The organism is Streptomyces sp. NPDC044106 (assembly GCF_056433985.1).
This window is the reverse complement of sequence record NZ_JBWKFZ010000003.1, coordinates 286,795-306,932: the sequence shown is the minus strand read 5'-3', so window position 1 is coordinate 306,932 and position 20,138 is coordinate 286,795. Positions and strand designations below refer to the sequence as shown.

General features: G+C 72.3%; 18 protein-coding genes. 3 read left to right on the top strand and 15 right to left on the bottom strand.

Going from position 1 to position 20,138, the window contains the following annotated elements; genetic code table 11:
- Position 1: 1 nt before the first annotated feature.
- The 8 genes from AC07DI_RS06550 to snpA all read right to left on the bottom strand — a co-directional run bounded on the left by AC07DI_RS06550 (position 2) and on the right by snpA (position 12,161).
- Entirely contained in the window at positions 2-1,282 is a 1,281-nt protein-coding gene (locus AC07DI_RS06550; RefSeq protein WP_478902604.1) for an extracellular solute-binding protein, read from the bottom strand.
- Positions 1,279-2,448 (bottom strand): hypothetical protein, encoded by a 1,170-nt coding sequence (locus AC07DI_RS06545; protein WP_478902602.1) that lies wholly within the window; start codon positions 2,446-2,448, stop codon positions 1,279-1,281. The genes AC07DI_RS06550 and AC07DI_RS06545 overlap by 4 nt, the downstream gene beginning before the upstream one ends.
- Positions 2,445-3,959 (bottom strand): VWA domain-containing protein, encoded by a 1,515-nt coding sequence (locus tag AC07DI_RS06540; RefSeq protein ID WP_478902601.1) that lies wholly within the window; start codon positions 3,957-3,959, stop codon positions 2,445-2,447. The genes AC07DI_RS06545 and AC07DI_RS06540 overlap by 4 nt, the downstream gene beginning before the upstream one ends.
- Positions 3,908-6,418, bottom strand: a complete 2,511-nt coding sequence (locus AC07DI_RS06535; RefSeq protein ID WP_478902599.1) for a tetratricopeptide repeat protein — start codon at positions 6,416-6,418, stop codon at positions 3,908-3,910. The genes AC07DI_RS06540 and AC07DI_RS06535 overlap by 52 nt, the downstream gene beginning before the upstream one ends.
- Positions 6,415-8,175 carry a trypsin-like peptidase domain-containing protein gene (locus AC07DI_RS06530; protein WP_478902598.1) on the bottom strand — a complete coding sequence of 587 codons (1,761 nt, stop codon included), beginning with the start codon at positions 8,173-8,175 and terminating at the stop codon, positions 6,415-6,417. The genes AC07DI_RS06535 and AC07DI_RS06530 overlap by 4 nt, the downstream gene beginning before the upstream one ends.
- 163 nt (positions 8,176-8,338) lie before the next feature.
- The gene (locus AC07DI_RS06525; RefSeq protein WP_384253740.1) at positions 8,339-9,181 is read right to left on the bottom strand and encodes a MerR family transcriptional regulator; all 843 of its coding nucleotides are present in this window, start codon (positions 9,179-9,181) and stop codon (positions 8,339-8,341) included.
- A gap of 160 nt (positions 9,182-9,341) precedes the next feature.
- Complete coding sequence (locus tag AC07DI_RS06520) at positions 9,342-11,192, bottom strand: transglycosylase domain-containing protein (protein WP_478902597.1); 1,851 nt, start codon at positions 11,190-11,192, stop codon at positions 9,342-9,344.
- Positions 11,193-11,462: 270 nt separating this feature from the next.
- Positions 11,463-12,161 carry a snapalysin gene (gene snpA / locus AC07DI_RS06515; RefSeq protein ID WP_384253538.1) on the bottom strand — a complete coding sequence of 233 codons (699 nt, stop codon included), beginning with the start codon at positions 12,159-12,161 and terminating at the stop codon, positions 11,463-11,465.
- 371 nt (positions 12,162-12,532) lie between these two features.
- On the opposite strand from snpA, the gene AC07DI_RS06510 reads away from it, so the two are divergent.
- Positions 12,533-12,994: a PPOX class F420-dependent oxidoreductase gene (locus AC07DI_RS06510; RefSeq protein WP_384253536.1), complete on the top strand. Its 462-nt coding sequence runs from the start codon at positions 12,533-12,535 to the stop codon at positions 12,992-12,994.
- Positions 12,995-12,997: 3 nt separating this feature from the next.
- On the opposite strand, the gene AC07DI_RS06505 is transcribed toward AC07DI_RS06510, so the two are convergent.
- Positions 12,998-14,509: a cytochrome P450 gene (locus AC07DI_RS06505; protein WP_478902594.1), complete on the bottom strand. Its 1,512-nt coding sequence runs from the start codon at positions 14,507-14,509 to the stop codon at positions 12,998-13,000.
- A gap of 415 nt (positions 14,510-14,924) precedes the next feature.
- On the opposite strand from AC07DI_RS06505, the gene AC07DI_RS06500 reads away from it, so the two are divergent.
- Positions 14,925-15,641, top strand: coding sequence for a hypothetical protein (locus tag AC07DI_RS06500; RefSeq protein WP_478902593.1), 717 nt, complete (start codon positions 14,925-14,927; stop codon positions 15,639-15,641).
- 211 nt (positions 15,642-15,852) lie between these two features.
- Here the strand turns inward: AC07DI_RS06500 and AC07DI_RS06495 are convergent, their stop codons facing one another.
- The 3 genes from AC07DI_RS06495 to AC07DI_RS06485 all read right to left on the bottom strand — a co-directional run bounded on the left by AC07DI_RS06495 (position 15,853) and on the right by AC07DI_RS06485 (position 17,329).
- A complete protein-coding gene (locus AC07DI_RS06495; RefSeq protein ID WP_384253528.1) occupies positions 15,853-16,023 on the bottom strand; it encodes a hypothetical protein in 171 nt (56 codons plus the stop codon).
- Positions 16,024-16,176: 153 nt separating this feature from the next.
- Positions 16,177-16,680: a hypothetical protein gene (locus AC07DI_RS06490; RefSeq protein ID WP_478902591.1), complete on the bottom strand. Its 504-nt coding sequence runs from the start codon at positions 16,678-16,680 to the stop codon at positions 16,177-16,179.
- Positions 16,681-16,921: 241 nt separating this feature from the next.
- The gene (locus AC07DI_RS06485; protein WP_478902590.1) at positions 16,922-17,329 is read right to left on the bottom strand and encodes a hypothetical protein; all 408 of its coding nucleotides are present in this window, start codon (positions 17,327-17,329) and stop codon (positions 16,922-16,924) included.
- A 65-nt stretch (positions 17,330-17,394) separates the two neighbouring features.
- Between AC07DI_RS06485 and AC07DI_RS06480 the strand changes: the two genes are divergently transcribed.
- Positions 17,395-17,994, top strand: coding sequence for a hypothetical protein (locus tag AC07DI_RS06480; RefSeq protein ID WP_478902589.1), 600 nt, complete (start codon positions 17,395-17,397; stop codon positions 17,992-17,994).
- 119 nt (positions 17,995-18,113) lie between these two features.
- On the opposite strand, the gene AC07DI_RS06475 is transcribed toward AC07DI_RS06480, so the two are convergent.
- The 3 genes from AC07DI_RS06475 to AC07DI_RS06465 all read right to left on the bottom strand — a co-directional run bounded on the left by AC07DI_RS06475 (position 18,114) and on the right by AC07DI_RS06465 (position 20,038).
- Entirely contained in the window at positions 18,114-18,311 is a 198-nt protein-coding gene (locus AC07DI_RS06475) for a hypothetical protein (RefSeq protein ID WP_478902587.1), read from the bottom strand.
- Between the two features lie 186 nt (positions 18,312-18,497).
- Positions 18,498-19,067: a peptide deformylase gene (locus AC07DI_RS06470; protein WP_478902585.1), complete on the bottom strand. Its 570-nt coding sequence runs from the start codon at positions 19,065-19,067 to the stop codon at positions 18,498-18,500.
- Complete coding sequence (locus AC07DI_RS06465; protein ID WP_478902583.1) at positions 19,064-20,038, bottom strand: helix-turn-helix domain-containing protein; 975 nt, start codon at positions 20,036-20,038, stop codon at positions 19,064-19,066. The genes AC07DI_RS06470 and AC07DI_RS06465 overlap by 4 nt, the downstream gene beginning before the upstream one ends.
- Positions 20,039-20,138: the final 100 nt, after the last annotated feature.

Genomic DNA, 20,138 nt, shown 5'->3' with positions numbered 1-20,138 from the left:
CTCAGCCGCCCGGTGGCGCGCAGATCCCTGACGTGGGCAGGTGCCCGGGGCCCGCTTCCGCGGCGGCCCCGGCGCGCACGGTGTCGAGCTGGTCGAGGAGTGCGTCGAGCCGCCCGCCGGACGGGTTCCTGAAGTACTGCAGGACGGCCCGGTGGAACGCGTCGCGCAGGCCCGGCGGCATCACGTCCGAGGCGTCGAAGCACAGCGTCCGCGCCTTGGCGGTGAGGATCCCCGCGATGCGCCGCCCCGTCGGGTCGGTGGGCTGGGGGTCGGTCGCGTCGGGGAAGAGCGGCCGCAGTTCCGCCTTCGCCCCGCCCCGCCAGAGGTCCCGGGCGCGCCTGCCCGAGAGCCGGTCGACGAGGGCGCGCGCCGCCGGGTCGCGGGTGAAGACCGCGGCCATGTCGCCCGCCACCTCATAGACCCCGTCGTACGCGGAACGGCCGCCGAGGAAGCCCGCCGCCGGGTCGACGCGGACCCGGTCGCCCGCGTACACGTACCGGATGAAGGCGCTCTGGTGCTCGTGCGTGCAGCGGGGCGAGAGGGAGTCGAGCAGGCCGCGCGGGGCGCCGCCGCGCCTCGGGTCGGCCGTCCCCACGTACGACGTGGTCAGCGACTGGTCGATGGCGGCCTTGGAGCGGTGGCCGAGGAGCCCGGCCCAGGTCGTCCACGCCCTGCGGACCCGCGGGTCGTGCCAGCTGAGGCGCCCGGTGGCCCACTCCGTGTACGCGGCGGGCCCCGCCTGGTGGAGCAGTATGTCCTCCACCCAGTCGGTGCCGGGCCAGCCGGAGGTGGCCTGCGAGGCGAGGCCCACGCACCATTCGGGCGTCCTGGCCGACTGCCCCTCCTTGCTCCACACCAGGCTCTTGAGGTCGACCTTCAGCGGCACCCAGTAGGTGCGGCGCATGCCGTTCACGTTGAGCGGCAGGGTCCAGGGCGGGTAGGCGCGGGCGGTGGCGGCGCGGCCGAGCGGGGTGAGGCGTCCCGCGCGGGCGTACTCGGTCAGTTCGCCGAGGCTGTTGAGGATCGCCACGTCCGGCGGGTCGCCCGCCTCAAGCTGCGCGACGAGCGTCTCCCGCAGGGAACGCGTGCCCTGGTACGTGTACGTCTTGCCGGTGCCGTCGTCGAGGCGGTGCAGCATCTCCTCGAAGGCCTTGCCCTCGGGGCCCGTCCAGGGCCCGAGCACCACGAGCGTCTCGGACCGCCCGCCCCCGCAGGCACCGGCGGTGACGGCCAGCAGGCAGGCCGCGAGGAGGGCGCGCAGGACGGCACCCGGCCGGATCACGCGGCGGCTCCCGGGCGGGAGATGAGGACGTACTCGCGGCGGTAGGCGTAGAGCGTGCCGCCCGTCAGGACGGCGCTCAGCAGGCCGACGGGCGTCACCCACGGCGCGGTCCCGCCCAGCGACCAGAGGCGTCCCGCGGCCAGGTCGTGGCGGGCGCGGGCGTCGAGGGATGCGATGAGCAGCGGGTCCCGGGGGCCGAAGGGCTTGTCGTCGGTTCTCGACTCGATGACCGGGGACGTCCGGCGGGCCAGGTCGCCCGTGGTGGACACCACCCGCTGCTGCGCCCGGTGGGCGAGCACGGCATCGGCGGTCAGGAACGGCACGGCGAGCAGCGGCACCGCGGCGACCAGGAGCGGGACGCTGACGTACAGGCGCAGGCGGTGGCGGAGGAAGAGCTGGGTGCGCCACAGGCCGGACGCGAGGAGGGCGAGGGCGAGTCCGGCGACGACGGCCGCGGCGATCACCCGGCCGCCGAGGGCCGCGCGGTCGGCGAGTCTGGCGCGCAGGTGGGTCTCCAGGGTGGTGATGCGGTCGACGACGGCGGTCGCGTCGGAGCCGGAGTCGGGGCGGCACGGCGGGTAGCCGTCGCCGGTGCCGGTCGCCTTGGCGGTGGCCGGGGTCGAGCAGAGCATGCTGCGGGCGTACGAGAGTCCGGCGGCGCGCAGCGCGGGGTCGGCGACGTTGTTCTGGGCGAAGGCGATCCAGGTGCCGTAGTCGACGACGAGCCCGGAGACCACGTCGAGCTCCTGGCGTTCGGCGGTGGTCAGGGCGCCGCTGCGGGCCACCTGGTTGAGGCGCTGCACGGCCCGCGTCGTGCGGGTGCTGTACCGCTTGCTCAACCCGCTGAGCCGCACCGACTCCCCGGCGGCCAGGCTGTGACCGGCCTCGCGGTCGGCGATGCGCAGCGACGTCTCGGCCTCGGCGAGACCGACGAGCGCGGGAGTGAAGCTGTCCCGCAGGGCGGTCGAGTCCCCGCGGACGTCGGCGTACGCCCAGCCGAACGCGGCGGCCGCGACGACGGTGAGCAGTGGCAGCGCGACGAGCCGCTCGCGTAGATAGGCGCTGTTGCGCGGCGCCTCGGTGAGCGGCGCGGGCCACGCGTACCGGAGCAGGGAGCGCAGCACGCGTACGGCGAACAGCCGGGCGGTGCGCCGGCGGGCCGTCACGGGGCGCCGCCGGAGGGCGGGGAGGCGGGCCGGGGGACGTGGGGGGACGCGGGCCGGAAGGCGCCGGGGAGGACGGTCGTGCTCGACTGGATGCGGGCCGCCTCCACGTCGAACTTGGCGATCCGCTCCCGGAGCCGGACCGCGCCGGGCGCCGAATCGCGGACGCGGACGAGGCGCCGCAGATGCTCCTGCATGGCGGTGTCGCCCGCCTCGACGGCGAGCCGCCAGGCCGTGCCGAACAGCGTCTCGGCCACCGCGCGCCTGCCGTGCTTCAGCTCGGCGCAGGCCTCTTCGAAGGTACGGTGCAGCTCCTCCTCGTGGCGGTAGTGGGCGACCTGGGGGTCGAGGCGGCTGTAGAGGTCGGCGTCGTCGGTCCAGCGCATCAATACCGGCTGCGGGTCGGGGAGTTCGAGCGCCGCGGCGCCTTCGGTGTCGAGCTCGACCTCGGTGAGCAGGAGCTCCTTGCCGAGCTGGGCGGGGTCGTAGGGCGCGCCGACGCAGAGCAGGTACGCGCGGGTCTCCTCGCCGTACGGGCCGAGGGCGTACTCCTCGACGGGGCCGCCCGCGCCCTTCTCCACGCCGGACAGGTCGACGTGGGCGGGGTCGAGCGCGGCCCGCGTCGGATGGACCTGCTCGAAGGAGTGCGGGCGCACCCCGGCGCGGTGGTAGAGGCGCAGCCGCAGGCCGGTGACGTCGCGCTCGGCGGCCCGCCCGGTGAGCGCGGCCACCTCGCCGGGCAGCCGTGTCAGATCCGCGACGGCCCGGGTGCGCCCGCTCAACGCACCCGCGATCAGGAGCAGTTCCTCCGTCTCCCAGGCGTCGCCGATGCCGACGACGTCGCAGGTGAAGGCCCGCGCGCACCGCTCGACGCGCTCCCGCAGCTCCGCGCGCGTCTCGTAACCGGGCTCGTTCTTCCCGTCGGTGAGCAGCAGCGCGTGGCGTACGTAGCCGCCGACGCCGGCGGCGGGCAGGTCCCGGAAGAGGTGCCTGGCGCGCTCGAGCCAGGTGCCCATCGCGGTGCCGCCGCCCGGGGTGCAGTCGTGCAGGGCGGCCTCCGCGGCGGCCCGCGACTCGGTGTGCGCGACGGCGAGTCCGGACCGCCTCGGGTAGATCATGGCGGTCCTGTCGCCCCCCGCCACCAGGGCGAACAGCGAGCCGTCCGGGATGCGGGCCAGCGCGCTGACAGCGGCGGCGCGGGCGGCGGCGAGCCGGCTCGGGGGCATCACCATCGACGAGGAGTGGTCGATGAGCAGGACCTCGGCGAGCCGGGGCCTGGCCGCACCGGCCGCGCCGGCCGGGTAGGCCACATCGGCCGTTTCGGCCGCCGGGTCCCGCACGGTGGCGGTGGGCGGCACGGGCGCGGCGCCCGGTCTGCGTACCGTCACCGTGAGGACGGCGTACATCCGTGCCGCCTCCGCGGCGCCCGGCGAGCGGGGGCGGGGCAGCTCGACGACCTGGCTCACCTCGAGGGCGACCGAGGCGGCCGGTTCCTGATCTTCATGCCCAGCCATGGGGTGTCCTTGCCGAAGCGGGAGTGCCGGAATCCGAAGGGACGTACCGCGTAGGCGCGGTCGAGAAGGAGTTCGGCGAGGGGCGTTCCGGTGCCGTCGTGGTCGTCGCCGCCCGGGGCCGAGGGCGCGGCCTGGTGGGCGAGGCCCCGGTAGAAGCGGGCGAGGTCGGTTCGCAACGCCCGTTCGTCCGCCGGGAACTGGAGCAGCGGGTCGGCGTGCGCGGCGACGGCGCGCAGCTCGGCGGCGGTCAGGCCACCCCTTACGCCCTCGCCCGCGTGGAGCAGCCGGTGGGCCGCGCCCCACACCTCCGCCTTCATCCGTACGCGGGACTGTTCATCGGTCAGGCCGTGCGCGGAGAAGAGCTGGGCCAGCGCGCGCACCGCCGCGCCCAGACCGGCCGCGTCCCCGGCGTGGTCGACGAGGATGCGCACGGCGGCGGTGCGGGCGGCGGTGCGGTGCCGGGAGTGCTGGGGCACCGCGTCGAGCGCGGCGATGGCGGCCGTCAGGGCGTCGGGGCCGCCGAGTGCGATCCTGGCCCGGACGGCGCCGAACGCGGCGCTGCCGAGCGAGGGGTTGCGCAGCCGCACCGCCTCGTAGAACGTCAGCGCCTCGTGTCTGCGGTCCAGGCGCTCGGCGCAGTAGCCGAGGGCCAGCTTGGGCGCGTACTCGCCGGGGATCGCGCCGTAGACCCGGTCGAAGTGGCCGCGGGCCTGCGCCACCCGGGAGCGGGCGAGCGCGAGCAGTCCCCGGTGCCAGTCGAGCCGCCAGTCGTAGGGGGCGCGGGCGGGGCCTATGGCGTCCTCGGCCAGGGCGAGCGCCGTCTCGGCCTCGGTGAGCGGCCCGCCGTCCGTGCGCGGCGCCGCCCGCAGCCGCAGCCTGCACCGCAGCAGATGCACCTCGGGGGAGTCACGCCAGTCGGCGGTGTGCTGGAGCAGCGCCTCGGGGTCGTCGTCGCTGAGCCGGCTGAGCTCGCCGTGGTGGTCGTCGTCCGGGTCGGGGCGCGGCACCGGAAGGCGCCGGGCCACCTCGGGCGGGTCGGGCGCGAGGTGACGGGGCGCCGACGGCGGGGCCGCCCAGCGCGACACCTCGGGGGCGGCGCCGAGACCGCCGTCCAAGGCGTACGCGGACTGCAGGAACAGCGGCGAGGGCTCGAAGGTCTCCGCCCCCGTCCGCAGCGACCGCAGCTCCCGGAAGACGCCGCGGAGTTGCTCGTCCATCTCCCTGGCCGTGGCGAACCGCCCCGCGCGAGCGGTGCGGGTGGCGCGGCGCAGGACCCTGGCGAGGGAGACCAGGCCGAGCCCGCGGTGGTCCGCGACGGCGTCGTTCAGCGGGTCGAGCGCGGACAGGTCCGCGAGGTCGTGGCGGGTGGCGCCGATGCCGCACAGGGTGCGCAGCGTCTCGCCGAGGCTGAACAGGTCGTCCTGCGGCGCGGACTCGCCGTGCTCGCCGACGCTGGGCGCGCGGTAGAGCCCGGTGGTGAGGCCGGGCACGCCCGCACGGCGCACGCTGCCGACGTCGACGAGTTTGGTGGTGGAGCCGTCGTGCATGACGTTCGGCGGCTTCAGGTCGCCGTACACCTTGCCGCGTTCGGGGGCGTGCAGATACGCGAGGGCGGCGAGGATGCGCACGCCGTACGCGAGGACGAACTCCAGGAAGCGTCGCCCGCCGAACTCCTCGGGGTGCTCGTGCGCGCGGGCCCGCACCTCTTCGAGGTTGAGCCCGTCGACGTACTGGAGGACGAGGAAGTCCCCGACGCCGGTGTGGTGCCCGTAGTTGAAGACCCGGATGAACCCGTCGTGGTTCAGCTCCACCAGCTCTTTCCGCTCGCCCTCAAGGAGGCTGTACGAGTCGGCGGCGAGCTCGGCGTGCAGCATCTTCACGGCGACCGCGCGGTCGTCGACCTTGGTGTCGTGGGCGAGGCAGACCTCGCCCATCCCGCCGTATCCGAGGGGCCGCACCAGGCGGTACTGGCCCGCGAGCAGGGTGCCGGGCGGCAGCGGCAGCGCGCTCGGGGCGTCCGGCCCAGGACCGCCGCTGTCCGCACGGTCCAGGAGGGTGATCTCGGGCAGGACGGTGGGGTCGGGGTGCTCGGGCGGCAGGTCGATACGGGCGGGGCGCGGGGGTGGCCCGGTGGTGTAGCCCGGTTCGACGATCCAGTGCTGGGAGGACTCCCGCTCCTGGGAGCCGGAGCCGGAGCCGGAGCGGGGGGCGGAGCGGGTGGCGGAGTCGAAACCGGTCGCCGCGCCCGACTCCGAGCCCGACCCCGACCCCACCCCCGACTCCGACCCCGATCCCGCCCCCGGTCTCGACCCCGGGCCCGTGTCGCTCGCCGGGCGGACCGCCGCGTCGGAGTGCAGCCCGGTGTGCGGGTCGACGCGCTCGCCGCTGGCCAGGCAGTAGCCGGTGGGCGTGAGGGTTCCCGTACAGCCCGGGTGCGGGCAGGACTTGACGGCGCTCACACGTCACCGTCCTTGCCCGCGACCGCGCCCGCGTCCGCCAGGCGCCGCACCACCCGCGTGAACGCCGCGACCGCCCGCTCGGCGTCGGCCAGCGGGCAGGGCCCGGCCATCAGGAGCCGCTGGGCCTCGCGGTAGGGGCCGACCGCGTCAGGGTGCTCGGCGAGGCCGCGCCGGGCGAGCCGGGCCAGATGGTCCCTGAGCAGCCCGCGCAGCCGCAGATGCTCGTCGAGCACGCCGCGCAGCTCGCTCTCCGCGCGCTCGGCACGCAACAGGTAGGTGTCCACGGCCTGTTCGGCGTACGAGAGCTTCTCCAGGAAGCGCGGTCCGCCCCGCCCCGTCATCGGCCGCAGTTCGTTGCTGAGCTGCACCGTCCACAGGGCGGCCCGCGCCGCGTACCCGGTGGCGACCGGCGGGTCGACGACGTGCGGCTCCACGCGGTGGAAGAGCCGGCGGGCGTTGCGCTCGGTGGCGGCGAGGGCGTCGACGCGGGCACCGATCCGCTGGAGCCACTGCGCGGCGCGCTCGGCGGGCAGCAGCCGCTCCGCGAGAGCGTAGGTGAAGCCGTGGGTGCTCGACTCCACCACGAGCAGCAACCGCGTCCCGGCGTCGGCCAGTTCACCGAGGAGGCGGACGGCTGCGGCCGGTTCGGTGACGGACCGGTCGGCGTGGAGCACGGCGACGGCGGGACGCCGCCGCGGGACGGCGCCGCCGCGCGGCGCGTGCCGCAGTTCGTGGCGCAGTACGGCGAGGGCCTCGCGCAGCTCCGGCCGGCCGGGGTCGTCGAGCGCGGCGCCCTCCAGGTCGATGACGAGGCCGATGCTGCCGACCTGCGGCGCGATGCCCGCGCGGGACAGCAGGGAGTCGCCTCCGGACGCCAACTCCATGGGCTGCACGGCAAGTTGGGGAGACTGCTCCCGGTCGGCCATGTTCAGGACGACGTACAGGGCCTGCCGGGCGCGTTCGTCGTCCTCGGCGATGAAGAGGACCTCGGTGTCCCACGCGTCCTGCGCGCCGTTCAGCCAGCGGGTGACGGTGCGCTGCAGACCGTGCGGGCGGGCCGTGCGGGCCGCGTCCGCGGAGACGACGCGGTGGCCGGGGATGGCGTGCGGCCCCCGCACGTACCGCTCGGCGAAGCGCCGGAAGTACTTGGCGACGGTGGCCGCCGGGATCATGTAGCCGTGCTCGCCCCGCTCGTCGGCCTGCGCCAGGATGCCGAGGATCCGGTCCGTGCCCTCCTCGCGCACGCCCGCACCGCTGAACCCGCCCCGCAGCCGCCGCGCGGGCCCCGCCTCTGCGCCCGCCCCGGTCAGGTCGATCTGCACCCGCTCGTCACCCTCCCCGCCGGGCCCCCGGCAGACCCCGGTGAGCCACTGGCCGCCCGACTGGTACTCGGGGAAGCCGTCTATGAGGACCGTGGCGCCCCGGTAGTCGAGCGTGCGGTGCAGGGTGACCGGCGATGGCAGGGGCGCGGGGCCGTCCAGGACGAGCACCGCGAGATCGCCCTGCGCCTTGCCGAAGGCGGGCACCCAGTGCCCGGCCTCGACGGTCGCGGTGCGGTGCGGGGTGCGCTCGAGGCCTTGCAGGAGCGGAAACTCGACCTGGACGCGGTCGGGCCGCAGCCCCGTCGCCGGGTCACGGATGACGTGGGCGCAGGTGAGCACGCGGTCGGCGCCGAACAGCACCCCGGCGCCGAGCACGTCGCCGCTCCCCGACGCCGCCCACCGCCGCAGCCGGACGCGCCAACTCGAATGATCCATCGGAGAGTTGACGCCCCCGTCCGCAGCTGCCGCAGCCCCCTCCATGCTTCCTCAGGATAGGTGCGGGAGAGGCCGAAGGCTCCTGGGCTGCGTGGGGAGGTGACGAACGGCCCCCGGCGCGCGGAAGCGCGCACGGCGCACGCCGGGGGCTCGAACCGAACAGTTACGCGCCCGACACCGGGAACGCCACATCGCACACGTCGTCCTCGGGCCCCGTCACCGCCCAGTCCGCGAAGTACACCTCGCGGCACGGCCCCGTCAGGGTGAGCCCCTGCTCGGCGGCCCAGGCCTCCACGGCGTCGAACGCCGCGATGATCTGCGGGTAGGAGACCTGCGCCTTGGTGATCCTGGTGTAGGCGAGCCGGTGCGCGGGCTCCACGCGGACCGTGACCTCCGCGCCCCGGCCCTGCTTCGCCGCCCACGCCCGCGCGGCCGACACGTCCACGACCGGCACGCACGACTCGGCGGGCCCGTCGCTCTCCTCGGTCACCTCCGCGTGGTAGACGACGAAGTGCGGCGCGGCGATGCCCCCGCACTCCTCGGCCGCCCGCTCCAGGCGTTCGGCGGACGCGGCGATCCAGGACGACAGCTCCTGGGCGCGTACATGCCTGCTCTCACTGATGACGTACCGCTCCGGCACGTCCACGGTCTGAATCTCGAACGTCGCGTACAACTCGGTGTTCCTTCCCGACAGTCGTCCACGGAGGTAGCGCGCGAGCGTCCGCTGCTCCGCGAAGCGTTCCTCGACCCCGGCCCAGTAGCCGTCGAGCGAGCGCGCCGCCCGTTCCCCGTCCAACTCCACGACCTCGGCGATCGCCGCGAGCGGCATGTCGAGGCGGCGCAGGAGCGCGACCGTGCGGGCGCGCTCGATCTGGTGGGGGCGGTAGTAGCGGTAGCCGCTGACCTCGTCGACGTGGGCGGGCGCCAGCAGTCCGAGCCGGTCGTACAGCCGCAGCGCCTTCGGCGAGAGCCGCGCGCGGGCGGCGAACTCGCCGATGGACAGCAGTTCGCCGTCCGGCTGCTCCGACTGTTCCGGCTGCTCCGGCGTCCGGTACGGCGCCGGCGTCGGCGCCGGCCGTCGTGGTTCCACGTTCACGGGGTCATCCTCCGTCACCGGGCCGTCCGGCCCGGTGACGCAGACGATGGAGTCTGCCCCAGGGGCAAGGTCAACGCCCCTTCCCGGCTCCGTGCGCCCCGCCCACGTACTCCTGCCAGATCCGCGGCGGCAGCACGTTCCCGCGCCCGGACTTCTTCCCGGCCACGCCCGACATCGGCAGCAGCTGCGGCTCGTCGGGGCGCAGCCTGAAGAGCGTCACCGCCGTCGACATGTCCTTCGTGTAGGCGGCGAACCAGGCCGACTTCAGGCGGTCCTGGTCGCCGGTGCGCCCCGCGGGGACATCCGCCCCCACGTCCCGGCCGACCGCGCGCAGGGCGTCGCCGACCTGGCGGGCCACGTCCTGGTCGAGCGCGCGCTGGGCCGGGGGCGGCGCCAGACCGGGCAGGCTCTCGCCGTCTTTCAGGACCTCGGTCACCGAGTACGGGTCGTGCCGGACCCCCGCGCTCGCGAAGGTCCCGTACGCGGTGGCCATCCGGATCGCGCTGGGCGTCGACGTGCCGACGGAGAAGGCGGGCTCCAGGCGGCCCATGCTCTGGCGCAGCAGCCCGGCGGCGACGGCGGTGCGGCGGACCTTGTCCCGGCCGACGTCCGTGCCGAGACGTACGTACGTGGCGTTGCCGCCGCCCACCAGGGCCTGGCGGAGCGTGGGGTGATCGGGGTCGGCGGCGCCCCCGGACAGCCGCAGGGTGCCGTCGGCGGCGTACCGGCTGTCGGCCAGGGTGCCCCGCGGCACGCCGGGGGCGTGGTCCGCGAGGCGGGCCTCGACGACCGGCTGCTCGCGCACGGACAGCCCGTTCTGCAGCGCGGCGGCCAGCACGAACGGCTTGAAGGCGGAACCGGCGGGGACGCCGGAGGTGTCGGCGTTGTTGGTGAAGTGCTCGGTGGCGTCGGGCCCGCCGTACAGCGCGAGGACCGCCCCGTCGGACGGCCGGACGGAGGCGGCGCCGACCTGGAGGAACCGGTCGGCCGCGCGCTTCTTCGGATCGGTGTCGCGGGCGAGGACCCGGCGCACGGCGCGTTCCAGGCCGCGCACCTTGCCGCGGTCGAAGGTGGTGTGGATCTCGTAGCCGCCGCGGGCCAGTTCCTCGTCGGTGAGGCCGGTGCTCTGCTTGACGTACCGGTTGGCGACGTCGACGAGATAGCCGGTCTGGCCGCCGAGGCTGGTGGAGCGGGAGCGCTTGCGGGGTTCGGGGAAGGTCCGGTACTTGGCCCGCTCCGACTTCGTCATCAGGCCGACGCCGACCTGCCGGTCCAGGATCCACGCCCAGCGCTCGCGGGCCCGCTCGTGGTTGGCCGCGCTGACCGCCGGGTCGTACAGCTCGGCGCCCTTCAGGAGGGCGGCGAGCAGCGCGCCCTGGCTCGGGTTCAGCTGCTTGGCGGGGATGCCGTAGTAGGCGTGGGCGGCGGCCTCGATGCCGTTGGCGCCGCGCCCGAACCAGCTGGTGTTGAGGTAGCCCTTGAGGATCTCGTCCTTGCTCTTCTTGCGGTCGAGCTTCAGCGCGATGACGAACTCCTTGACCTTCCGCGTGACGGTCTGGTCCTGCGAGAGGTAGGTGTTCTTCACGTACTGCTGGGTGATGGTGGACCCGCCCTGCGTCTCCTGCCCGCGGGCCATGCTGACGGCGGCGCGGGCCAGGCCCTTGGGGGAGACCCCGGAGTCCTCGTAGAAGGTCTCGTTCTCGGCCGCGATCACCGCGTGCACGGCGGACGGGGCGATCTGGTCGAGCTCCACGTTCTGCCGGTTGACCTCGCCGGTGCTGACCATCTGGGTGCCGTCGGACCAGTAGTAGACGTTGGCCTCGCGGCGGGCCGCCTCGTTCTCGTCCGGGATGTCGACGCTGACGTACACGCAGATGAAGAGAACGGCGACGCAGAGCACGAAGAGCCCCGCCGTTCCCACCAGTTGACGCCATGAGGGAAGCCATCGCCGGACGCCGCTCCTGCCGGTCCGCGGATAGTCCACGAGCCGTTTCCGGCCGCGGCGGCGCGACTTCTTCCCGTGAGCATGTGTCCCCATGCCGGGGGAGAGTGCGCCGCACGCGGCCGGGTTGGCCCGGAGGCTGTTTGCGGTACGTAACAGCCCGCTGGGGGAGGACAGGACGCCCCCGGGCCGAACGGGGTCAGTGGCCCCTTCGGGGTCAATGGTCCCTTCGGGGTCAGCGGCCCGGGGTCAGCGGACCTTCGTCAGCGCGCCCTCGTCCTTGAGGACGGCCACACCGCGCGCCCAGAGGCTGTTGACCCGCTGCCGCTCCTGGGCGTTGGGGTAGGGGTTGGTGCAGGACGTGCCGGGGCCGCCGCCCGACATCAGCTCGCTGCAGGGCCCCGAGTAGTGGTCGGGCAGACCGAGCACGTGACCGGTCTCGTGTGCCGTTACACGCGTGGAGTTGTACTGCTGGTTCTGCCGGTAGTCCAGGAAGATGTAGCCGTGGCCGTGCCCGTCGGTGGAGGCGTACGAGCCCCGGGAGTCGTTGCCCTCGCGGTACTCGAAGTCGCCCCGCGTGCCCTCCTGGAGCTTCACGTTGCTGACGGAGGAGTTCCAGATCTGCGTGCTCTGCGCTATCTGGCTGCGGAAGCTGGGCGCCCTGCTCGTGCTGTAGGTGACGGTGACGGCCTGGATGCCGGGCTTCGCCGCCTGCTTCTTCAGCGCGGACTTCATGACGGCCTCGAAGAACTGCCGGTTGGCGGCCTCGTTCTGACCGCCACCGGTGTACGCGGACGTGCTGTACGAGGCCGTGCCCGACGCCGCCGCCGGCTGCACGGACTCCGGCGCCGGCGCGGGCGCCGCGAACGCGGTGGGCGCGGCCGCGAGCGAGGCCATGAGCGCGGAGGCGCCGAGCGCCGCGACGAGAGCGGTCCTGGATCTGTTCATGGGGGTGTGTCCTTCCGAGTGGCCTGGGTGGGCCGTGGATGGCCGGAACGACCGGTACGCGGGGGTGTCCGGGGTCCCGGGACAGGGGGCCTGCGGGTGCGGCCCCCGGTCGGGACGAGTATCGGGAAGGCGGGCGCGTTTGAGCCGATGCCATTTCGTGATAGCGCGAGGACATCAACGGGCCGATCGGCGCGCCGACTTGCGCCTGGGCGGTGCGTCTCGCGTCGCGGGCTTAAGTGGCCGGGAGCGGTGACCGGTCGGTGTCGTGGGAATTGCGTGGGCCCGCACGGTATTGCTGATGATGTACCCCTCGTACCGCCACCGGCCCGGAACCGCATCGGCCCCGGGCCGCAACGCACCGGAGGTCCGCCATGAGCTCACCCAAGACCGACACCTCGGCCACCCCGCCGCGCTCCTTCGACCCGTACGCGCTGCTCGCGGAGAGCCGACTCGGCGTGCTCGCCACGATCAAGGCGGACGGGCGCCCGCAGCTCTCGCCCGTCATGCCGTTCTACGACCGGGAGGCCGGGCTGCTCCACGTATCCATGACGGAGGGCCGGGCCAAGACGGCGAACCTGCGCCGGGACCCGCGGGCCACGCTGGAGGTCACGAGCCCCGACGGCCGCTCCTGGGCCACCGCCGAGGGCACGGCCACCCTTACGGGTCCGGGCACCGACCCCGAAGGACCCGAGGTCGAGGCGCTGGTGCGCTACTACCGGGCGGCGTCCGGGGAGCATCCCGACTGGGACGAGTACAGGGCGGTGATGGTGGCCGACCGTCGGGTGCTGATGACGATGACGGTCGACCACGTGTACGGCGAGAAGATCGGCTGAAAGTCACTCGCCGGTGCCGGTGCCGGTGCCGGTGCCGGTGCCGGGGCCGGGGGCGGGGGCGCTGGGCTGCTCGGGGGCCCGCGGGGTCACGACCATGCGGATGTCGTCATCGGCCCAGAGCACGAACCGTTCCACGGGCCTCACCTCGTGCCCCGCGACGGGCCGGAAGCGGAACCGCTTCAGCAGGACGGCCAGGGCGAGTCCGGCCTCGACCATGGCGAGCTGGGCGCCCTCGCAGCTGCGCGGCCCGAACCCGAAGGGAATGTAGGCGAGCCGCGGCCGCTCGGCCACGGCCTCCGGAGTGAACCGCTCCGGCACGAACCTGCCGGGCTCGGGCCAGTGGTCGGGGTTCATGTGGACGGCCCAGAAGGGATAGAAGACGGTGGCCCCGGCCGGAATCTCGTACTCCCCGACGACGAGTGGCCCGCTCGTCTCGCGCGCCCCGTAGGGCCCCGGCGGAAAGAGCCGCATCGACTCCTTCAGGACCATGTCGAGGTAGGTGAGCCGTCGCAGGTCGGCGTAGTCGGGCGCCGTACGGTCGCCGAGGACCCGGTCCAGTTCCTCGGCGACGCGTTCGGCGACGTCGGGGTGGCGTCCGAGCAGATGCAGGGTCCAGGAGACGGCGACGCCGGTGGTGTGGTGCGCGGCCAGCATGGTCATCATGACGGTGTCGCGGATGCGGGCGGGGTCGGTGCCGGCGTCGACGAGAGCGCCGATGAGATCGCTCTTGCCGCTCTTGGCGCCCTCGTGGTCCTCGTGGTCCTCGTGGCTCTTGTGACTCTCGTGGCCCTCGTCGCTCTTGTCGTTCCGTCCTTCGCCCCGGTGCGCGGCGAGGACGCGGTCGACGGTGCCTCGCAGGTACCGGAGCGCGTCCTCGACCCGTCGCGTACGGCGTTCCCGGGCGCCGGGATCGGTCTCCGGCACCTGATAGAGCTGCCCCAGGTACTCCGTGAGCACCACCTCGAACGCGTCCACGACCCCGTCGGGATCGACGTCACCGCGACGGTCGCCGCCGAGCGCGTACGCGCAGATCATGCGCAGCGACAGCGAGGTCAGATCCTTCTGCAGCGCGATCCCCGGCCCACCGCCGCGCAGGTCACCCCGGCCACCCTCTCCGCCCTCCCCACCCACCTCTCCCCAACGGTCCGCGAGCCCCTCCACCAGCGAGACGAACTCCCCGAAGTGCCGCTCGTGCGAGGGCCGCCCGGCGAACACCTCCAACAGCACGCGCCGCCAGGGCCCGTGCTCCTCGGCTCCGATGACCTGCAGGTTCCCGGCCTCGCACAGGGGCGCCAGAAACTCGAACAACGGCGCGGGCCGCTCGTCGAGCCGCGCGGTGGCCTCCAGCAGTACGGGGTCGGAAATGGACACGGCGTCCCCGACTCCCGGCAACTGGAACCGTACGACGGGCCCGTACTCGGCATGGAGCCGCAGCTGATACAGATGCAGCCCACCGGCTTCCCCGATGGCCCCCACTCCCTCGTCGTCCCGCGGCTCAGGCCCAGGAATCCGCATGCCCACCCCTCCTCACAGACGCCCCCGCCCCACAGACGCCCCCTGCACACGAGACGTCCAGGGCGCACATGGCACCAACTCCCGCCCGCGTACGAGGGGTTCCTCGCCGTCACTCCGTACGGGCGGCCTGCGTCGGATTCAGGCCAGTAAACTGCGCGCGCTCACAAGCGTCGGCGTCGCGGGAAGGCGAGGAAGAACAGTGGCACACGGGGGACACCAGGGCTGGGGACCGAGGAACACACCACCGCAGGGAGGCGGCGCCCCGAACCCGTACATCCCCCCACCGCCGAACCCGAGCCCCCACGGGTTCCCGCACCAGCCCTACCCTCCCCACCCTCCCCACCCGTACCCGCCCCAACCGGTCAGGCGGCGACGCTCGGGCTGCGCGTTCCTCTTCGTCTCACCGATCATCCCGGTGATCCGTTCCGCCCGCCGCCGCGCCGAGGCGATCTTCAACCAGCCGGGCGCGGGCCACGTCGCGGACCGGCTCGTGTCCCAGGTACAACTGTGGCGGGCGATCGCGGGCGCCATCGCGACCTTCTACCTGATCTACACCTACGGGTCGGACGGGGGCTGGAGCGGTGTCGCCAACGACGGCGTCGTGAAGCTGATCCTCGCGCCCCTGCTGCTGATCCTGACGGGCCCGCTCGTCGTCCTCGGCTTCATCCGCTACGCCCCCGCCGAACACCGCCGCGCCCTGCGCTCCCGCCTGCGCGCGCCGCTCAAGGCCGTGGGCTGGTACGTCGGCATCCTGGTGGGCGTGGGCCTCGTCCTCGTGGGCAGCACGCTCCTGCTGAAACAGAACTACGGCACGCTGCTGAACGGCCTGGTGGCCCTCGCCCTCCTCATCGGCCTGATCTGGCTGCTGCCGTTCCTGCTCTTCTCCTCGGCCTACGCGGCGCGCTACGCCTTCAACACGTCGAACGTGCACGCCGCACTGCCGGCCGCGCTCACCGTCGTACTCGTCTGGGAACTGACGCTCAGCAGCGTCGCGATCGAGGGCGGCCTGCCGCACGGCCCGCCACTGGCGCAGTGGTGCGCGGTACTCGGCGGCCCGGTCTCGGTCACGGCGGTGGCCCTGTGGGAACTCCACCGCATGCGCACGCGCCACGGCGTCCGCGTCCGCGCCTGACTGCCCGTCCTGACTGCCCGTCCTGACTGCCCGTCCTGACCGCCCGGCGGGTGAAACGGCGACCCGCTTCCCGACCCGGGCGCGCGCATGCGTGAGCCCCCTGCTCTCCCCGACGGGCGAGAGGGGGCTCACGCCGTTGCCACGTCAGCCACCGGTCACCGAAACCTAAATGAACCTGCCGCCGACGCCGCGGTGCTGAAATTCCTCAGCCTTAGTCCATCACCAGGTCACCGAAGCCAGTCACGGCATTCTGGGCCACGTGGGTGTTCACATCGCCGCCGTGGCCGTCGTAGTCGTCGTCGTTCGCCGAGGCGGCTCCCGCGCTACCCAGGATGGTGAGGGCGGCAATAGCAGCAGCGGCGAAAACAGTTCGGATACGCATGTGGTGCCTCTCTGAGAGGTGAGAAGGGGACACCACGGGCTTCCCCGGTACAGGGTGCCGCGCAATCACATTAATCATCATAATCATCCGAACGGCCGTCACGCCGGTCCCTCGTCCGGCCCGGGATGAGCCGGGGCACGAGACCGACTGCGGTCAGGGTTCCTCAGAAGCCTGACCGCCGATCCGAGGAACAGGTCGGTACGGGGGCCCCACCTGCGGCCGCTGCCTTTTCCAGAGATGCCGATGCCAACGTTTGACGCACCAGATGGCGCACGAGATCGGGACGAGGGACAAGATCGTGGGGACCGCTGGCGGCAGCCAGGACCAGACGGACTTCGGCCACACCACAGCGAGAACGATGGGAAGTACGAAACTTTGGCCGAGTAGGAGGGCCCCCCACCCGTATTCGACCCGAGACCACCATGAAAGCCCTTCGAGGTACGGCTCGAACCGCATCATGACGGCAATCACCAGCGCCACGGCCGGGGCAATCAGCCAAGGGGAAGTGGGCAGGCCGCGGTTGCCGATGAGTTCACCGACGAGAGTGGCGGGTATGTAGGCCACCAGAAGGAACATGGCCGTATAGAGAAAACCTCCTCCTAGGGCCCCGAGCTCGTCATCCGAGTCGGCGACTGGCTTCTCTTCCTCGTCCTTCACGGCGCCCACTTCCTCTCGTCGATTTACCGGCACGCCTCTGCCAGTGCGGGAAGCCCTGTTGAGTTGACAATGAGGTTGACGATGTCCTCGTCGATGTTAGTAGGGCGCTTCTGGCGGCAGATCGTTTCAGTCGGACTTTACTCAGGGGCTGCGCTAAGGCCGATTGAGAATTTCCGATATGGCGATAGGGATTCCCTTGTGCCATTCCACCCCCCCGCTGGGCCGCGAATTCTTGTGCGCGTCAGAGGGGGACGATGCTGCCGGACCACAGGGCGAGCCAAGGTCTGCAGGCCCGCACGAGCCCCCGGCTCGGAGCCGGCAAGGGCGCAGGAAGACGGCCCGGCTCACCACCATCAACTCGCTGGCCCGCGCGCTCGATACTGAGCCCAGCTACCTGGTCGGGCAGCCCACCACGTTCGAGACGCACGGCATGGCGGAAGAGGATTCCCCTTCCGTCCTCGCTCTTCGTCAGGCCATCTCCCCCGTGGCCGACCTGCTCGGCGGTGAGAGCGACCCCGAGGATCCGCCCAGCATCCAGCAACTCCAGGCGTCGCTCCGGTCCACGGAAGCCATCCGTCGAGAAGGGCGCATGGCCGAGATCGGCGTACTGCTGCCGCCACTCATCCGCGACGCTCGCGCCGTCGTCCACGCCTCCACAGGCAGCGACAAGGCCGCGGCAAGGAAGACGCCGCGTTCACCGCGGTGGAACGGTCGATGCTCGCCGTCAAGGGTTGTGACGACCTCGGCCTGGAGACCATGGCCGCCTCCACACTCTCGTACGTCCTCACCAAACAGGGCCGCCTCGCCGATGCCGAGCGCGTCGCGGTGCCCCAGGCCGAAGCCATCGAACCGGGATTCCGCAGCAGCCAGGCGGACTTGGCCCTCTGGGGCATCCTGCTCCTCCGAGCGGCCACCGCCGCCGTGCGGCAGAAGAAGCACGAGCAGGTGCTGAGCCTGCTCAGGATGGCCAAGGGCGCCGCCGAGACGATGGACGGCGACCTCCTGCTGTACGCCACGCCGTTCGGCCTGGCCTCTGGTGAGGCTGGGGCTTCATTCTTTCTCGGCGATCTCCTTATGGGGCAGCAGGGCAGGGAGGCGGAGGCCGAGAATCTTCTGCGTGACGCGCTCGAAACCGAACTCGCCGGCGACGCGGCCTTCTGCTTAGGTCACCTGATGGCACGGGAGGGCCGGGAGTTCATCACCGTCCTCTTGCAATTCCAGCCTCAAACGGAGAAACGGACTGGCATGCACTGCAGTCGTGCTGATGACCGATCCCATTGCGACAACGCCGCCACCCCGCCCGCCGCGCCATAGCAGGACAGCGTCGCCCACCGCAGCATCAAGATCAGTGATGGCAGAGAGGTGCGGGTCCCAGTCCTCTGACTCTCGCTCGTACGCCCATGACCTGCTCTCGGCCAACATCAGCCAGTGCTTCACGCGCCCATCTCCTTAGCCGCTCCTCGCGCCATCACTGTGTCAAAGGCAGAGCCGGGATCCCGTTTGGCCAGGATGATTCTCGTCAGTTCCAGCCCAGTCGGATTGAGGGTCGGGAGGTGGGTGGACAACACGGTGGGTGCCGGTGGCTGCCCGACTACTTGAACAGGATCACGTTCTTCTTTGTTGACGACCACGGCCCTGAGGCTACGACCGTCCTCTGGCAGAGAGGGTCTCAACGAGGGTCGTGGGTAGGCGCATGCGAGTCAGGGCAGATATATCTACTACGTCACTGTGCTTTCTGCGGAGCAGTGGAGGTACCGGATTCGGCTCAGCGATCGCCATGATCGGCCAGGCCAGTGCTCCGCTGTCGTGGCGGCTGGTCATGCGCGGTCGTACACCCAGGCCCGGCCAGTCTGGCGGTACTCCTCCACGGGGATCGGCTCGACCCCGGTTCGCATGCGGGCGGTGTAGAGGAGACCGTCGAGGTGGTCGATCTCGTGGTGGATGAGGCGGGCGATGCCGTGTTCATAGACGGTGGTCACGGCCTCACCCGTCAGGGCTGTGGTCTCCACCGTGATCTTCAGGGGGCGGGGCACGAGGCCGCGTACGTCGAAGAAGCTGAGGCAGCCTTCGTACTGCTCGTCCATTTCGCCGGAGCGGTCGGTGATCCGTGGGTTGAGCAGGATGACGGCGGGGGCGTCGCCGGACGGCTGGACGACGGCCGCGGTGCGGCCGATGCCGATCTGTGGGGCGGCGATGCCCATGCCCTTGGCAAAGGGGTGGACCTGGCCGATCCGCTCCATGGCGGCGAACAGCTCGTCCACGACGCGTTCGGTTTCGTCGCGTTCGGCGGGCAGGTCGAAGGGGCGGGCCGGTTCGGTGAGGATGCCGGCGCCGTGCTGGACGACTCCGAGGTCGCGCATTCGTTGGCTGGGCCGCACGTCAATCACCTGAACTCCTCTTGATCTGTGTCGTGTTCGGGCCGGGCCCGGAACCGCCACTCAAGACGGTACCGAGCGTGCAGGGCGGGTGTGGTCGTGATCCATGTGAATTGCCGTAGCTCGCCTTTGTCGCTGCGGACGGGAGGGGTTCGGAGCGGGGAGGCTTCGGCGGTCATGGAGGTCTCGGTGCCCCACACGACGGGATCGAGAGCGGCGGGGAAGACGAGCTGGACTTCAAGGCGCTCGGTGGGCAGGCGTACGGCTCGCTGGAACCAGTGGCCCCATTTGTCGTCACCGACGGTGTAGGCGTACTCGATCCACACGGACTCGCCGGGGTAGAGCGGGAAGCGGCCGTGTTCGTTGTCGAACAGCAGCCAGACCTCTTTGAAGGCGTCGCGGTCGTGCTTGGCCTCCCAGCGCATCGTCTCACCCCGGCAGGTGGCCGTCAGCTCGAGTTCGTTCCAGGCCAACGGGTGTGCTCTGTAATGGATGTTGGATCGCTCGGGGTCGCCGGGGTAGCGGTCGACGGAGATCCGGATCAGGTAGCGGGTGATCGGCTCGTCGCCGGTGTTCCGCAGGCGCCGGCGCATGGTGAGCCGGTAGTTGCTGCCGTCGTACTGGAGCCATGCTGCGTCGTGCTCGACAACGAGGGCGGAGCCGGTCGCGTACGGCTGCTCGGGGCGGCGCTGGGCGGGCGCCGACGCTACTGGCCGCCGGGTACGGGCCTTGGCCTGCTCGTAGTCGCACCATCGCCGCCAGATTGCCTTCCCTGCGTTCAGCGCCTCGTCGGCGAGCCGTGAGAACTCCTCGCTGGGCTTGTGGCGGCCTGACTCCACATGGCTGACGTAGGACGGGTCGAAGCCCATGGCCAGGGCTAACGCCCGCTTGGACATGCCGCGTACTTCCCGCCAGCGGGCCACCTCGGCCGCGTAGTCCTCGGCTGCCTGCTCGACGGTGATCTCCTCGCTGTGCGCGTCCATCGAAGCCCCGCCCCGCGTCACTTGTTGGTGAGCATGAATGAACCGTGAGTGATCCAAGTTCACCATCCCGTCACGGTCCGCGTCGCCGTTTTCCTTCCCT

What these genes read in the sequence shown, in the direction of transcription:
- AC07DI_RS06530 (WP_478902598.1), bottom strand. Translation starts at nt 8,175, where the DNA reads ATGGATCATTCGAGTTGGCGCGTCCGGCTGCGGCGGTGGGCGGCGTCG.
- snpA (WP_384253538.1), bottom strand. Translation starts at nt 12,161, where the DNA reads ATGAACAGATCCAGGACCGCTCTCGTCGCGGCGCTCGGCGCCTCCGCG.
- AC07DI_RS06510 (WP_384253536.1), top strand. Translation starts at nt 12,533, where the DNA reads ATGAGCTCACCCAAGACCGACACCTCGGCCACCCCGCCGCGCTCCTTC.
- AC07DI_RS06480 (WP_478902589.1), top strand. Translation starts at nt 17,395, where the DNA reads ATGCTCGCCGTCAAGGGTTGTGACGACCTCGGCCTGGAGACCATGGCC.
- AC07DI_RS06465 (WP_478902583.1), bottom strand. Translation starts at nt 20,038, where the DNA reads ATGGACGCGCACAGCGAGGAGATCACCGTCGAGCAGGCAGCCGAGGAC.
- AC07DI_RS06540 (WP_478902601.1), bottom strand. Translation starts at nt 3,959, where the DNA reads ATGGCTGGGCATGAAGATCAGGAACCGGCCGCCTCGGTCGCCCTCGAG.
- AC07DI_RS06505 (WP_478902594.1), bottom strand. Translation starts at nt 14,509, where the DNA reads ATGCGGATTCCTGGGCCTGAGCCGCGGGACGACGAGGGAGTGGGGGCC.
- AC07DI_RS06495 (WP_384253528.1), bottom strand. Translation starts at nt 16,023, where the DNA reads ATGCGTATCCGAACTGTTTTCGCCGCTGCTGCTATTGCCGCCCTCACC.